At 38.4% G+C, this 16,084-nt stretch carries 13 protein-coding genes; all 13 read right to left on the bottom strand.

Annotated features, from left to right (window positions below; translation table 11 throughout):
* The coding region (locus ACQ2HE_RS14100; RefSeq protein WP_430902459.1) for a hypothetical protein at positions 1-2,369 on the bottom strand (2,369 nt) is incomplete at its 3' end.
* Positions 2,370-2,479: 110 nt separating this feature from the next.
* Positions 2,480-4,438, bottom strand: a complete 1,959-nt coding sequence (locus tag ACQ2HE_RS14095) for a polysaccharide biosynthesis protein (RefSeq protein ID WP_430895801.1) — start codon at positions 4,436-4,438, stop codon at positions 2,480-2,482.
* A gap of 156 nt (positions 4,439-4,594) precedes the next feature.
* Entirely contained in the window at positions 4,595-5,758 is a 1,164-nt protein-coding gene (locus ACQ2HE_RS14090) for a DegT/DnrJ/EryC1/StrS family aminotransferase (RefSeq protein WP_430895803.1), read from the bottom strand.
* A 235-nt stretch (positions 5,759-5,993) separates the two neighbouring features.
* The gene (locus tag ACQ2HE_RS14085) at positions 5,994-6,659 is read right to left on the bottom strand and encodes an HAD family hydrolase (protein WP_430895805.1); all 666 of its coding nucleotides are present in this window, start codon (positions 6,657-6,659) and stop codon (positions 5,994-5,996) included.
* Positions 6,640-7,608: an ATP-grasp domain-containing protein gene (locus ACQ2HE_RS14080; protein ID WP_430895806.1), complete on the bottom strand. Its 969-nt coding sequence runs from the start codon at positions 7,606-7,608 to the stop codon at positions 6,640-6,642. Before ACQ2HE_RS14080 ends, ACQ2HE_RS14085 begins: the two co-directional genes overlap by 20 nt.
* Positions 7,609-8,217, bottom strand: coding sequence for a sugar transferase (locus ACQ2HE_RS14075; protein WP_430895808.1), 609 nt, complete (start codon positions 8,215-8,217; stop codon positions 7,609-7,611).
* A complete protein-coding gene (locus ACQ2HE_RS14070) occupies positions 8,210-9,382 on the bottom strand; it encodes a glycosyltransferase family 4 protein (RefSeq protein WP_430895810.1) in 1,173 nt (390 codons plus the stop codon). The genes ACQ2HE_RS14075 and ACQ2HE_RS14070 overlap by 8 nt, the downstream gene beginning before the upstream one ends.
* A gap of 15 nt (positions 9,383-9,397) precedes the next feature.
* The gene (locus tag ACQ2HE_RS14065) at positions 9,398-10,390 is read right to left on the bottom strand and encodes a GNAT family N-acetyltransferase (protein ID WP_430895812.1); all 993 of its coding nucleotides are present in this window, start codon (positions 10,388-10,390) and stop codon (positions 9,398-9,400) included.
* A gap of 3 nt (positions 10,391-10,393) precedes the next feature.
* The gene (locus ACQ2HE_RS14060) at positions 10,394-11,428 is read right to left on the bottom strand and encodes a polysaccharide deacetylase family protein (RefSeq protein WP_430895814.1); all 1,035 of its coding nucleotides are present in this window, start codon (positions 11,426-11,428) and stop codon (positions 10,394-10,396) included.
* A gap of 11 nt (positions 11,429-11,439) precedes the next feature.
* A complete protein-coding gene (locus ACQ2HE_RS14055; protein WP_430895815.1) occupies positions 11,440-12,558 on the bottom strand; it encodes a hypothetical protein in 1,119 nt (372 codons plus the stop codon).
* A gap of 118 nt (positions 12,559-12,676) precedes the next feature.
* Entirely contained in the window at positions 12,677-13,807 is a 1,131-nt protein-coding gene (locus tag ACQ2HE_RS14050) for a glycosyltransferase (protein ID WP_430895816.1), read from the bottom strand.
* A gap of 62 nt (positions 13,808-13,869) precedes the next feature.
* Positions 13,870-14,940 carry a glycosyltransferase gene (locus tag ACQ2HE_RS14045; protein ID WP_430895817.1) on the bottom strand — a complete coding sequence of 357 codons (1,071 nt, stop codon included), beginning with the start codon at positions 14,938-14,940 and terminating at the stop codon, positions 13,870-13,872.
* The gene (locus ACQ2HE_RS14040; RefSeq protein WP_430895818.1) at positions 14,940-16,082 is read right to left on the bottom strand and encodes a glycosyltransferase; all 1,143 of its coding nucleotides are present in this window, start codon (positions 16,080-16,082) and stop codon (positions 14,940-14,942) included. The genes ACQ2HE_RS14045 and ACQ2HE_RS14040 overlap by 1 nt, the downstream gene beginning before the upstream one ends.
* Positions 16,083-16,084: the final 2 nt, after the last annotated feature.

The raw sequence follows: 16,084 nt of genomic DNA, 5'->3' as shown, positions 1-16,084 counted from the left end.
CTTCTCGAACAACCATTGATGGTGGCTTCAAGCCAATAAACATTGCTGGTATTTACTTGAATACTATCAGTATTTTCTGAAGTACTCCAATTATAAGTAGCTCCTGCAATGGTTTGTCCAATCCTCAAAGGAGCAGCATCATTACAGATGATGACATCAGCGCCAAGATTAACCACCGGTTTGGGTCTTACCTGCACATTAATGGTATCAGTATAAGTACATCCAAAAGCATTGGTCACTTTACACCAGAAAGTTCCGCTGGTATCGGTGGTGATGAAAGTCGAAGTTGCTCCTGTACTCCACAGATAACTCGTTCCTACAACACCTGGATTAAGTGTAACGATCGTCTCTTCACACACACTGGTATCAGCACCAAAACTATAAGTCGTAACCGGATTGATGGTAACATTGATTGAGTCTCTTCTTGAACAACCATTGATGGTAGCTTCAAGCCAGTACAATCCAGTATTAGTTATAGAGATTGAATCACTTGTTTCCATCGTACTCCAATTATAAGTAGCTCCTGCAATGGTTTGTCCAATCCTTAGTGGAGCAGCATCGTTACAGATAATGACATCAGCACCAAGATTAACTACCGGCTTTGGACGCACTTGCACATTGATGGTATCGGTATAGGTACATCCAAAGGCGTTGGTCACTTTACACCAGAAGGTTCCGCTGGTATCGGTGGTGATGAAAGTCGAAGTTGCTCCTGTACTCCACAGATAACTCGTTCCTACAACACCTGGATTGAGTGTAACGATCGTCTCTTCACATACACTTGTATCGGCTCCGAAGCTATAAGTGGGTAATGCTGCAATGTTTACTTGGATGGAGTCACGTCTAGAACAGCCATTTAAGGTAGCCTCTAGCCAGTAAAGGCCGGTAGTGTCTACAAGGATACTATTTCCGATCGATCCGTCATTCCAAACATAAGTTGCTCCGGGAATAGTACGCGTTAAGTTTACCGGAATTAGATTCGCACAAACTGTGGTATCATTGGGAAAATTAATAATTGGTTTGGGTCTGAATTCTACATAAATAGAATCGCGATAGGTGCAACCATTATGAAAGATGTCTACCCAATAGTATCCCGTCTGAGTAACATTCAAAGTATCTGCAGTTGAACTATTAGACCATTGCTTGGTTGTGTTTTGCAATATTGGAGTTCTCAATGTAACAACAGAGTCTTCACAAACGGATATATCATTTCCTAAAAGGGTTATATCAATACCTTCAACAAATGCAGGCAGCCCGAGTCCACTTAAATTACCATTTGGAATGGCAACACTGCTATAAGAAAAATTGCACCCGATTCCGATTACATTTGGGTTTGCTATTGTACTTAGAAAACCTGCATAACTGTGTGCAACATAGACTTGACGGTTATTTGCCAATTGCATTGCCGCCGCAGGAGGTACGGGATTCCCATTTTTTTCCGAATAAACCTCATATCTTGAAAGAGGAATATTTGGGGCATTTAAATCGTATTGCCATAGATAGTAGTTGCCGGGATCTCCCTTGTTTGTTAATTCTGTTGCATAAAGTACTTGTGAATTTGGTGAAAATTGTATTCCATAAAACGCACTTATGGGTGCTGGTTTTTCATCAACCAACTGATAGTTAGACAAGATCCCTGTTTCATTATCAAAATCGAAAACTTGAATATTCGTCCAAAAGTTTGCTATGGCAAGTCGGCGACAATTGGGAGAAAACCTCATATATCCAATCGCATTTCCAACAGGCGCAACAATAACAGGCAATCCAATTGATTGAACTGAACGTGAAGCGATATCTATTCCATTACAATTAATATTGTAGACAATAAAGTTGGAGTTATTTGCTGAATGACAAACTAACCATACGTCTTTTGTATTGGCATGTCTAACCGCCGCTACTTTTTCAAGTAGTCCGGTTTCAAGAGGGATGTTTTTTGAACCTACGACTACTCCACCCAACCCACCATTTAGAGTAATGTCGATGATATTGTATTTTAAATCACCTGGCTTACTCTCCAAGCTATTTATCGTAAACAGGTAATAAAGCGTGTTAGATCCCGGGAAAGGAACAATGAGTGATGAAATTGTTGAGATGGTATCTCCTTGCAATAGGTTCCCATTTTGCATTATGGCATTACTTCTATCCCAAACATTCATACCATCGGAATAGAATAGCAAATTGCCATTGCGGTCGCTAATTGAAGAACAGCCTTCCCAGCTGTTTAATTGACTACCCGGCTCAAATACAGGATTCCCGCTGTTAAAATTGGCCTGTACACCATAACCGAAATTCCAAACATTGTTTTCTTTTTGGGCCCAACAAAAAGAAACCATGAAAGTGCTTATTAATATCATTAATAATACTTTCATGGTTTACAGCAAGTTTTGGTTATTATTCTAATTACTTAGTTCAATTAAGGACTATTAAGCACTGTAATTTAATGGGTTATGAATAAAAGTCAATGAAATGTGGACAAATTCTATGCATTCGCCTCTCTCAATTCTGACTCTTCCGAATGATCCAGATCTTCATAAATTGAATTGTTAGACTTGAATTCAGGAAGCAGCGCCTTCATCGTGCGAACAACATTGTAACTATCTTCCAATTTTCCCAATCCAATCAGTTCATCAATATCTTTTCGAACACTATCCCCACACGGAATTACTCTTGCGATCTTAATCTTTTCGTGTGGAGTTGGCAGCGTAATTTCTTCCTTGTTCAATAGTTCTTCGTATAATTTTTCACCCGGACGTAATCCTGTGTAGAAAATCTTAATGTCTTCATCTGGTGTTAATCCGGCCAATCGAATCATTTTAAGCGCCAAGTCAACAATTTTCACGGGCTTACCCATGTCGAAAATATAGATTTCAGCTCCATTTCCGATCTGAGCAGCTTGAAGTACCAATTGAACTGCTTCAGGGATCGTCATAAAATAGCGAGTAATTTCAGGATGTGTTACCGTAATAGGCCCACCCTTTTGAATTTGCTGCTTGAAGCGAGGAATCACAGATCCATTTGAGCCCAATACGTTTCCAAAACGGGTTGTAATGAATTTAGTTCCTGTATTGGTTGGTAAAAGACCAGTTGCATCTAATTCAATTGAACGGCCATTAGAACTCATCGACTGGCAATACATTTCCGCAATCCTTTTTGACGCACCCATTACATTCGTAGGATTAACAGCTTTATCTGTTGAAATCATTACAAATTTGTGGACGTTGAATTGTACCGCTAAATCAGCTAAAATTTTTGTACCCATTACATTGGTAAGAATGGCTTCGCTTGGGTGACGTTCCATCATTGGTACGTGTTTATAAGCTGCAGCATGGAATACATAATCCGGTCTATAATCACGGAAAGGAATCTTCATCCTATTTTTATCGCGGATACTTCCAATGAATGTTTTTATGGTTACACTAGGGAATTTCTCCTCTACTTCTAGTTGAATTTCATGTAAAGGAGACTCTGCCTGATCGCAAAGGATCACCATTTTAGGCGCAAAGGTGATAACCTGGCGAACGATTTCTGAGCCTATTGATCCTGCAGCTCCTGTAATCAATACAGTCTTGCCTTTTAGTTCTTCTGAAATCTTATCATTATTGATAACAATTGGTTCACGTTGTAACAAGTCTTCGATACTCAATTCTTGGATTTGTCCAAGACTTAATTTACCGTATACCCACTGATCAGAAGGAGAAACCGTCAATACTTTGATACCTACGAGCAAACATTTTTCAATCACCAACTTCTTGTCAGCATTAGTCAATTGATCATTCATGATCAACAACTTACTTACATTTTTTCGTTGTTTTAGAGTAGCTAAAGCATTGATATGGAAAACACGTTTTTGTTGGATATGCGTGTTTACTTTATTTGGAGCACTGTCTATAAAACCAGCTATCACAAATTTATTGGTAGCAGTTGCTTCAATTGCTTGTTTGATCAAAATGGCGTCTCCATCAGACCCATAGATCAACACATTCTCTTTATTTACTACGTTGATATTTCGAACATAGTTCATAAAGCTCTTCGCAAAGGTGCGCAGTAAAATTAAAGCACTAGAATTGATGAAAAAATTGATCAATAGTACACCGGGAACATTCAAGCTTGTGATGTGGAAGCGTCTTGAAACAAATATTTCAGAAGCAACAGGATAGATTAGTCCGGTAATCAGAACTGCAACGAAAATGCGAATCATATCGTGGTTGTTCGAATAACGAATTAACCCGGTATGGATGCGCATAGCAAAGAATACAATTAATGAGATAATTGCATAGAGCGCCGTATAGAAGAAAAAATGTCCTCTAAGGATTTCCGGAAAATGAAATTGCTTTACGATAAAGTACGACAATGAGAACGACAGTACGGTTATCGTTAGGTCTAAGATGAGTACAACCCATCTGGGTACGGCTTTGTTAAAAGATAATAGCTGCTTCATGGGCGGTGAACAGGTTTAACGTTAAGTTTTCTTATCGGGTTCAGTTTGTAAGCTAATAGGGAGCTTTACACGGAAAACTTGGATTATTGTGCCTTCAAGAAGCTATTGGATATTATCGTTTCACAGAGACGAACTTTCGTTCGAAAGGGTTGTATTCTAAACTGCTATGGTTTCTTTCTTTTTATTTTTAGCAGCTTCAAATACAGAATTCACAGTATTAACAACTAAGTCGAGTTCTTCTTGTTTTAGGTTGCTTCCGGAAGGAAGGCAAAGTCCTAATTCAAACAATCTTTCACAAGTGCCATCACCATAGAACGGACAATTTTCAAAAACGGGTTGCATATGCATCGGTTTCCACAAAGGTCTGCAATCGATGTTTTCAGCTACCAATGCCAAACGGATGTCCTCTCTTGATACTTCATTGCTCTCAATAAGAACAGTACTTAACCAATGGTTAGAGAAAAAATCACCATCAGGAGCAGTTCCCATTTTAATAGCATTATTTGAAGAGAAACTATTCTGGTAAAAAGCAAAATTTTCTCTTCTTTTATTTACACGATCGTTCAGAACTTCCATTTGTCCTCTTCCAATTCCAGCACTGATATTACTCATTCGGTAATTGTAACCGATGTGAGAATGCTGGTAGTGAGGGGCTGGATCAAGAGCTTGTGTAGATAAGAATCTTGCTTTTTTAACCAAAGCTTCATCGTTGGCTACAACAGCACCTCCACCGGAAGTTGTGATAATTTTATTACCATTAAAAGAAAAAATACCAATTTGACCAATGGTTCCAACAGGAATTCCTTTGTAGGTAGATCCCAAAGCCTCAGCTGCATCTTCAATTACAGGGATACTATATTTGTTAGCAACCGCCATAATTTCGTCCATCTTTGCGGGCATACCATACAAATGAACTACAATGATTGCTTTTGGTTTCTTGCCTTTTACTAATCGGTCTTCAATTGCTTTTTCAAGGAATACAGGAGACATATTCCAGGTGTCGGGCTCACTGTCTACAAAGATGGGTGTAGCACCTTGATAAACGATGGGGTTAGCTGATGCGGCAAATGTCATTGATTGGCAAATAACTTCATCCTCAATACCTACTCCAAGTAACACCAAAGCCAAATGCAAAGCCGCTGTTCCGGAACTTAAAGCAGCAACTGCTACTCTATTTTCCAAATATCTTTTAAGGTCATTTTCGAATCCGTCTACATTGGGGCCCAATGGAGCAATCCAATTCGAAGCAAATGCCTCATTTACATACTTGAGTTCATTACCACCCATATGTGGGGATGATAACCAAATTTTAGTTTTCATTTTTTTATAGAGTTAACGGCCAACAGAGATACAACCCCGTTGTAAACCGGTGGACACACAATAAAGATGACAAATAACTGTCGCTACTGTACCTTGTCGTTCTTCGGAGGTATTAGAATCAGAGATAAAAGAAATTGGAGATGTCTTTCGGGGAGATAATTGGAGTACGTTTTGTTGAAGTAGAAGATTGATAGTCAATACATTCCACAATCACAGCACTAAAGTAGAATTTTTTTTACAGAAATGCAATTTCTTCAAAAGAATTTATTATCAAGGTTTCTGGTGATAATAGCGTAAAGTCTTGATTGTGAATGTTTTCTCCTTTGTTTTTTACGCAAATAGTTTTCCACCCCAGGGCCAATGGAGCGATAAAGTCCTTCTTGGTATTGTCACCAAAATAATAAAATTCAAAACTTGGAAAAAGACTCTCGAAGTGGAGATAGTTGGCTGGATTGGGCTTTTCGGAACCAAATTCTTCGGAAATAACAATGGAGGCAAAGATATTTTGGATACCCAAAGCTGTGAGTTTGTTGCGTTGGGTTACGCTTCTTCCGTCTGTTATTAAACCCAATGGAATGGAGAACTGCTGAAGTAATTTTATAAAATTAGCTGCGTCAGCATTCAGCTCAATAGTAGGTAGATGTGTTCTATATTCGTGAAGTAAGAAATTAAGATCAACATTTGAAGGCAATTGTTCTTTGTATGTTTCAAGAAGCCATTTAAAAGCATTGTTCCCATTTGAATAGACCGCATACAATTGATCTGCTAGGCTGGCCTCTAAGTATGGCTTTAAAAGCAATTCAATATGACGATAAGCTGATTTCAAGAAGTCAATTTCTTGAAACAAAGTATCATCCAAATCAAATACTACAAATGGCCTATTAGTTTGCTTTATAATCATGAACCAAAACTTCGTCGTCGTATCGTAACATGAGTAAATTGTTCTCCCAATTATCTGTATAGGAAACAGCTTGATTTTGGAAGTATTCTTGAATCATCCATTTGGGATAGTTCGCTCCGGCCCTATAACTCAAAGGATAACCACCGCCATACCTCGCATTGATTTCAATGGCTGCAATTTTGCCATTCTCCGGATGAAGAAAGAATTGACCAGTTAAGCAACCTCGAGCGCCTTCTATCGTTCCTATTTTTTCTTTTAAATAAGATACAAATACATTTTTGCATGTCACCCCCTTATTAATTTCTCCTGCACGTATTAATATCCGTTTTCTTGGCACAATACAGCACAATGCACCTACCCTATTGAAGTACATATCGACCGTAAATTCATCGTACTCTTTTTTATTCAAATACTCCATGAATAAGAACTTCTCGTTAGTGAGGTGAAAATCGCGGAGTTCTTCTTTGCTATGAATAATGTAGTTGTCACTGCTTAAACTTCCATCGTATGGTTTAATAAACAAAGGAAAGCTTGGATTGTTTTTATCAATCGCTTTAGGAATGGCTATTCCTCTCGATTCAAAAAAAGAATTTGTTTTCCGTTTGTCTCTGCACATATCTACAACAGGTAACTCGCTCACCATAACGTAAATTCCCTTCTCTTCGAATGTAGCTCTGTTCTCAGCAAGCACCAACAGCTCAGTATCTATTGTTGGCACAATCATTCTAATATCTTGCTCCACACATAATTGAAGTAAATCATTGATATATGATGGGTCTGTAACTCGTTTTACTTTGAAATAAGCATCTGATACATTACAAGCTGCACTCAATTGAGGCGCCATATCAGTGGTAAAAACTTTACTATTTGGATACAACGCTTTAAGCTCTTTCTGAAATGCTCGTACCAAGGATACCCTTTGTCCTGCCGATGTAATTAATATGTTCATTTATTTGTTGTTTCCGGTAAAAAATGGCATAGTTGCATGCCCTTGGGAACTTATCCCCTCAGATTTGAATACCTTCTTAATTGTTAGAAAGACGATTTTTATGTCCAAAAGAAAACTAATGTTGTCGACATACCAAACATCGAAAGTAAATTTTTGATCCCAGCTTATCGCATTTCTTCCGTTTACTTGTGCCCACCCTGTAATTCCGGGTTTTACTTCGTGTCTGCGATTTTGTTCCGGCGTATACAATGGTAGATATTCTACAAGCAATGGTCTTGGCCCAACAAGGCTCATATCCCCTTTTAAAACATTGATTAATTGGGGTAACTCATCTAACGACGTTTTACGGACAAATGCTCCAATTTTTGTAAGACGCACTTCATCTGGGAGTAGTTTCCCATCTTGATCTTTTCGATCATTCATGGTTTTGAATTTCACCAGCAGGAAAACACGTCCGTTTTTACCTGGCCTTCTTTGAAAGAAAAAGGGCTTACCCTGGTTGGCAATAGCCAAAAATACAATCGTAAGAAGTATAACAGGGCTCGCAATGATTAAGCCAACGAAGGCCAAAGTGCTGTCAAGTACCTGTTTCAGAAAATGTTTATACACGTTGCGTTTTATTTAGCAAATGATTATACTCTTGATGAATGATGTTCCAAAAATATGGTTGATGATACCTAGACACAATCATGTTACGAGCATTTTCTTTACAAAACTCGAATAGCGATTTGTCGTTTATCATACGCTCCATTGCTGTTTGTAAGTTGTGGTTTGATTTTGGAGTTACAATCAGACCATTCTTCCCATCTTCTACTATTTCGTTACAACCATTAATATTAGTGACAATTTGAGGTAGCTCTAATGCACCTGCTTGCATCGGAACATTGGGAAACCCTTCTCTATACGACGGGAAAACCAAAACGTCAGCTGCCATTAAAAAGGGGCGGACATCCTGTTGGAAGTCATAATGAATGATTCCAGGATGTGTTTTCAAAATTTCCAAACGATCTTCTGAAATAGGATCCAAAGATTGTTCAAATGGCCCTACCAGTAGCAACCGAACAGAGCCATTCACACTGTAGATCTGCACAAAAGAATCGATTAACTCATGTATACCCTTGTCTCGAACAATTCTTCCAACAAAAACAAACGTAAAAGTATCTTTTGAAAGTTGATGTTTGGACTTGATTTCATTTGCCTTAGATTCAAGTTCTGGAGTTCTAGCAAAAAAATCTGTATTAATACCATTACTGCTTCCGTTGCCCAAAACCTTTATTTTGGACGGTTTTGCAAGTTTTGTCTCGATGATGAATTGAGCTTGATTACTTGAATTCGGATATACCTTATGAGCAAAGCGATAAATCAATTTCTCTACCATAATTAGTAGGCGACGTTTCACTCCTGTTGCTTCTACGAGAGGAAGTCCTGCTACAGTATGGATACAAACCGGCACTCCTGCTAATCTTCCTGCAATCATGGCCACCAAACCGGCTTTTGGAGTATGAGAATGAATAATGGCAGGACGCTCTTTTCTAAGAATCTTATATAAATTCCAAATTGACTTCAAATCTTGAAATGGCGTAATCGCCCTCGTCATTGGTACAGGAATAGTTCTGATTCCTTCCTGATCTTCAACTTCTTTCAATTCAATTCCCGGTGAAGAAATGCCAATGACCTCCATGTAGTTCGACATGTACTTAAGCTGATGCCTAAGCAACACTTTAAGTGAAATGGGCACTGTTGTAACTCGTATCAGCTTGATCTTCTTATCCATTTTTCAAAATCGGCTTTAAAAGAGTTCCATATCACCCAAAGAATATCCCCAGTTTTTAATTTTCAATAAATTGGGGAATTGTTCATGCATGTTCAAATCTTTCAAAGTAACTATTGGCCCAATTTGCAAGGAAGGTAGTAGTCCCATCCACTTTAAATAGGCCGCATTTATTTTGTATTGCTGGCCCGACATGGATACAAAAGAGATCTTTGCTTCTTTCACAAATTGGCCAAGTTCCTGTTTAATGTGTTTGTTAATTTCTTTTTTTGCAGTTGGATTCAATAAGATGAAATCCGCAATCCTGAGCTCTCTTGCAAAGCCGTAATTCTTGATTCTAGTGATTATAATGTAATTCTTATAATCGGTGAAAAATTGGTATTTGAACAACGGATTATTGGCATACCTCCATGAAATATAATCAGGACTCAGAACCGTTGTTAATCGATTGGCATCCGGTTTATATTGATTTACCAAGTCAAACAGTGAAAAAGTCCATTTTTGATTCCATACAGGTGTGGTCTCATCGTTATATTTATCTACTTTCTGGAGTTTTCCTACAATTGTTTGAATCGGTTGAATTGCTTTAATCTTCAAAGGCATTTTCCCCTGAGCTACCCACCCCATTTTAAGGTATCCTGGTCGGCTCTGATCATTGGGGGTATTAAAAACAAATTGTACTCCATCATTTTTGCAAAGTTGCGCTTGCTGGAGTGTCAATTTTTTAAAAATACCCTTCCCTTGATGAGCGGGATGCGTTGCTGTATCAACTGCGCGAATGGTGCTGTATATCTTGCCGTCTCGGTGCCATTGCCAACGCATGAAGGCCCTAAGGCCTAATAGTTTGCCTTCTTCTTCGGCAACCAATACATAGGATGGCCCAAATGGACTATTCTGATGTTTCCATTGCCAAAGAGCTGCCGACTTTGGTATCGTTGATTCACCTAGGGAATCGCGGAGTAAATCAATTATTCCTTCGTGATCTTGGTCAGTTGCCGAACGTATAATCATGGGTTACACTGCCTCATTTTGTAAAACTACCGGTTGTTTCAAACGTGCTTGGTAGCGTTCTGGAATCAAATGTTGAGCATACTCTCCCATCGACCAACTCTGCATACCGTATTTTGCCTTTAACTTTTGATATTGCTCTAGCAACACTTTCAAACTTTGCATATTTTGTTCCGGGTGATCGCCAAAATTTTCCGGATGCCACCACAAATGATACACTTCATTTTTTTGAGCAGCCTCTTTCATTTCTGCACAAAGCCTGCGAATGCGCAACCCATTGGCAAATTGATATTTGTCTCTCCATGGTCTGAGAAATCTACTCGCCGGCAATTGAAGAGGTTCTCCTTCCGTAATTTTGATCGAACTCAGTGGATAAGATGTTCTGTGACTGCTCACTTTTACATATGCGTCCAAAGTTCTTGCAATTTTCCTAGTTAAATTGGCTCCCTTATTGGTAACCGGACTCCAGAACCAATCGGAAGGATTTGAACGAACAGTTAAAATGCCATTTTTGGTGCAAGTTCTCAGGTATTCCGGATTGAATTGATTTCTTGGAAATACCAATGAAAGCATAGGGGTGTTATATGGCGCCGATGCTCTTGCGGCAGCCATTAGGTCTGCATTGAACGCATCATTATTACGTTGCTTTTCTAAGCAGTAATAGTGACTAAAAGTATGGGTGCCCAATTCTTGCCCTGGATATTTTAATATTTCAGCAACCATGTCCGGAGCAAAATGTGCCCAACGATAACCATCAGCGAGGCCATTTTTTCTAGCGAAATCGTAGGCTGAATATTTTTCGATTTCATACTCAGGCTCAACTTTGGGTTTAATGGCATTCCATTCAGATTCGTTGTTAACAAACATACTTCCAACGGTAGCCCAAGTTACATGAACATCATATTTAGCAAATGCTTCCAGCATTCGAGGAACCAAATTCAGTGTGTTACGATAACAAGTTTCTCTTTGATTCCGATCCTTCTTATCAAAAACTCCCCAGTGGAGTTCGAAATCTAAAGAAATGGTGAAAATACCGCTCATATGTGTACGTTTTATTGAGTTAGTTGAATGTTGTTTGGAACTTCCAATTCCGTATCCACTGGCGCTGCTTCAGAGTTCTTTTTATTCTCTTGTAGCACTTTTTTATACTCCAGGAAAGCCAAGATAATAAACAGGAAATAATACATTACCATACTTTTCTGGCGAATAATAATACCCAGGTTCGATAGTGTTCCAGATAACGCAAAAGAAATCCCCAAGAACATAACGGCACTTGTTTTCACAAGTGCATCACTTTTTGCAAAAAATCCAAGGAATCTACCTTTAAAGAGGCGCACAGTAAGTGCCAGGTAAAACATGTTTTCAAAACTTACTAAGAGACCAACAGGCCCCGGACTATCAATAAACAAAGGACGATACCAAAAGGTAAAAAACTTAAAAATTAAAGGGTAATTAGAAATATCAATACCAGAATTAGATTTTGCTAACTCCTGTGCCCTGTGACTAGATAGTGCATCGAAACTTTCAAATACATTATCTCCATCCAGGTTAGCAAACGCCAGAATTTTATCATACATCAAGATCAAGGTAGCTGTACCGGCAAGCAATACAATCATTTTCTGGTAAAAAGGCACTTTCTGCCGACCTGTAAAGAAGCCTACCAATATTGCACCTAACATTACAAAAAACACGTGGGGCCTTACTTGATAAACAATCAGCATTCCGAGAAAAATGGAGAACTTTCTTTTCGAGATATTGCTGATACCATAAGTGGTGAGTGCCAGCCCCCAGAAGATGATTGAACCTTTTCCTAACGACGCAGTCCAATAGTGCATATTAGGAAGGAATATAAATATGGTAATTAAATCTTTACCATAAAAAGTATGCTTATGTTTTACATTTTCTTTGAAGAATATATAAAAGTATACGAAGCCCCAGTATCCTAACCAAGAAAACAATAACATCATCATTTCATAACTGAATCCAAACTTTACAATAAATGGATAGCCCAGGAAGTCAATAAATGGAGTACCGGTGTCATAAATTTCAAGCCAACCATCTAATGCAACTTGAGGTCTTGAAAAATAGCCTTTTGAATCTGAAGGGCTGTATAGTGCAAAAATATAATAGATCAGAAAAAAGAGGACGTGATACCAAAACAGTTTTTGCATCAAACTCACATCGAACCAAGAAAACTTCTTGCGCATTCCATTGAGAATTGGAATGGTACAAGCGTAAATCACAATAAGAAGTATGAAAGCTCCAATCACAGTAAAATAAATTAATTAGTTATAGAACATTTGAATAGATGTCCTCAAGCTCACCCACCATCTTTGTCATACTAAATGAATCAATCACGGTTTTTTGGGCGGCCTTTTTGCGTTTATTAAGTTCTTCGCTATTGTTTAATAATTCAATGATTTCTGTTGATAGTTTCATTGGTTCATGAACAGGTACTAAAATGCCATTCAATCCATCTTTTACAACTTCGCCTATACCACCTGCGGCAGTACATGCGGGCATACAACCCATACTCATTGCCTCCAGCATTGCTATCGGCAGTCCTTCAAACTCAGAACTCATCATAAAGATGTCCATGGCTTTAAAATATGGACGTGTTTCTGTTTGGAGGCCTACAAAGTGAAGGTAATTCTCTGTATTAAGTTCTTTCGCTTTCTTGAATACTTCTTCTCTCAAAATTCCATCGCCTACTACTATGAAATGGGCATTGGGAATTTGTGCACGAATCTCTGCTGCAATAGACACCCAGGTAGTCAATCTTTTCTGTGCTCTGAAAACACATGCAATTCCAATAACCGGAGCGTCAACAGGTATTTTAAGTTGTTCACGCACGTTTAGCGCTCCTGCTTGTTGTGGTGAATACTTATCTGTATCAATTCCATTCATTACAACGGTAACATTTGGCTTAGACCCTTTGTAGTGACTTTTAATTGATTGAGCAACTTCACCCGAAACAGCAATTACTGTTTCCTGACTGGCAAAACTGAACTTATTCAAGAAATAAGTGAGTTTATGATAACGCTCCCATTTGTTGTGTTCTGTGTATACAACCGGAACCTTTGTTAATCTTCCTACTAAGCGACCAACAATTCCGGCCCAAGGTAAGTGACAATGGATCAATTGAATCTTATGCTCTTTTACATAGGCAGCTATTTTTCTTGCTCTCAAAAAGATCTCCAGATTATTCTTTGCAGGAATACAGATTACTTTCCCTCCCTCCTTTTCAATTTCACCTACCACTTGATTCTTCCAAGGAAGAAAATAGATATAGTGAAATTCATACTTCTCTTTATCATGTTTACGCAAGGTTTCGGGAAGCAATATTTCGGCACCGCCTCTACCAAGAGACTTGATAATGTGCAATACCGGTATTTTCGATTGATTACTTGAAGTTTTCACTCTCAAATAGTTTTTTTCAGTTGGGGACATAATTACTACTTTTCAAAGAATAAGTCAATGATTTACAATAGATTTCTGTATTCTATGATAAATTTTTCCGCTATTTTATTGTTCTGATATTCGTTATTGACCAAATTCAGTGCTTTTTCCTTCATTAGAGCATTAGGGCTAGCAACCTGTTGTACCATGGCCTCACAGAAAGCGTTGATATCACCTTTTGCTACTAAAAAGCCGGTTTCCTTGTTCCTAACGATTTCATGAATTCCGCCCACATCGTTTGCGACTACAGGAAGCGAACATGCAAAAGCTTCTAAAATAACCCCTGGTAATCCTTCAATTACACTCGGCAATACGAGGCAATCGGCCTTTTGCATAAAAACAGGTGCATCTTTTCTAAAACCGTAGAAATGAACGCAGGCTTCTAAATTCTTTTCGTTAACCAACTTTTCAATCGAATTTTTCAATGGTCCATCTCCCACTAAGTGCAGTTGAGCTTTCGGGTATGTTCTAAGAAAAAGTTCAAATATTGAAATGAGTTCACGATGGTTTTTCTCAAAGCTAAATCCACCCACATGCAAAATAGCGGGCTCACCAGTCAATTTTTCGTCCGATTGTAGCTTTTCTATCGAATCAATACCAACAGGAATCACAACAGTTCGATTGGTAAATTTTGGATACAAAGCCTTGAAATCTTTTGCAGACAAATGACTTACCGATATAATTTTTTTGCAGAAAGAAAAGAAAAAGCCATTCAGAAGTTTAGCAGAACTTGATTTTATATAAAGGCTGATCGTACTTGCGTTTCTGAACACAATTGGCTGTTTCCAACGAAAGATCAGTTTAGAAAAAACAGCATATTTTAAAGTATCTCCGGCATTAGCCTGTATAATATCCGGCTTTTCTGCTTTTATTATCGCTGCAAGTCTTTTCCAAGCAGCAATATCAAAGAACTTCTTTTTTGAATGTCCGTAGATATGATGCTTTTTACCAGAAAAAGGCAATGGTGCTTCACCGGGATAAATGAACACCAATTGAGCTTCGTGACCTAATGTATTAATGTGGGTAGAAAGCTGCGAAGCAAACATCTCCGCACCTCGCATTTGAGGCTTCTGAACCAACTGTAGAATCTTCATTATTGTAATTGTTGGAGCAAGTACGACTCAAACTCCTTTGCGATTGTATTTAATTCGAAACGTTCTCTAGCAATTTGATTTGCTTTCTCAGCCATCTTTAAGGCCTCTTGCTTATTTGAGTTTAACCATTCAAGAGCCTTGGCCGCACTTTCAATGGATCCCTTTTCAAAAATATATCCTGTTTCTAAATGTGTAACTACTTCTTTGTTTACCGGGATATTACTTACAATAACCGGCAGCCCGGCCATCATTGCTTCAACTACAGACCCACTAAATCCTTCACTGTGCGACCCGAAAAAGAAGGCGTCGTACTCTTGAACTAATTCCGGTATATCTTTACGACTCCCTAATAAACGTACCACCTCATTTAGGTTCAATTCACTAATCAGTTTTTCCAATGATAATCGCTCCGGTCCTTCACCCGCAATATCTAATTCAAAGGAGCGACCTTGTTCACGTTCCACTGCAACAGCTCGAATCAAATCTTGATGTCCTTTTACACCTACAAGCCTGCCGACGCTTATTAGCTTTATTCGCTCCGAATTAAGTCGATTATTATGGAAATGAAATCTTGACCCGTCTCTTCCTCTATTGATCACTACAACCTTTTCCGGTTCCACATTCAGATGTATGCAATTAATCTTTTTCGTGCTTTCAGAATTTGCGATGAAACCACGACAGTATTGGGCTGTATATCGATTGATTTTTTTAAATATCGTTACCAGTACTCGTGCTTTTGCACTTAGTTTTCTATTGTATTCGTTCGAGTACAAATCACTTACGAATGTTCCGAAAACAGGTATTTTTAGTTTCTTTGCAACATACCTGGAAACCAGTTCTGAACGTGTTAAATAGGCGACCAAACCTTGAGGCTTGGTTTCCCGAACTATTTTTGTAAGTTTCTTTGTTGCTTCGATAAAACCATATTTGCCTGAAACATTAAGCGAATAAACTGTGATTCCTTCTTTTTCAAACGATGATTTTAAAGTCTCACCCTTGTATAAGTGACAAACAATAGGCTTTACACTATTAAATCTGCGTAGATTTTCAAACAAGCTTTGCTCTGCACCGCCAATTTCAAGCGAATCGATTACGAATAAAACAGTAAGGGCCGACTTATTGTCGACCTGTATATCGTTCATAA

Source organism: Endoryza foliicola (assembly GCF_050589245.1).
GTDB lineage: Bacteria > Bacteroidota > Bacteroidia > Chitinophagales > Chitinophagaceae > Endoryza > Endoryza foliicola.
This window is presented reverse-complemented; position numbering and strand designations above follow the sequence as displayed.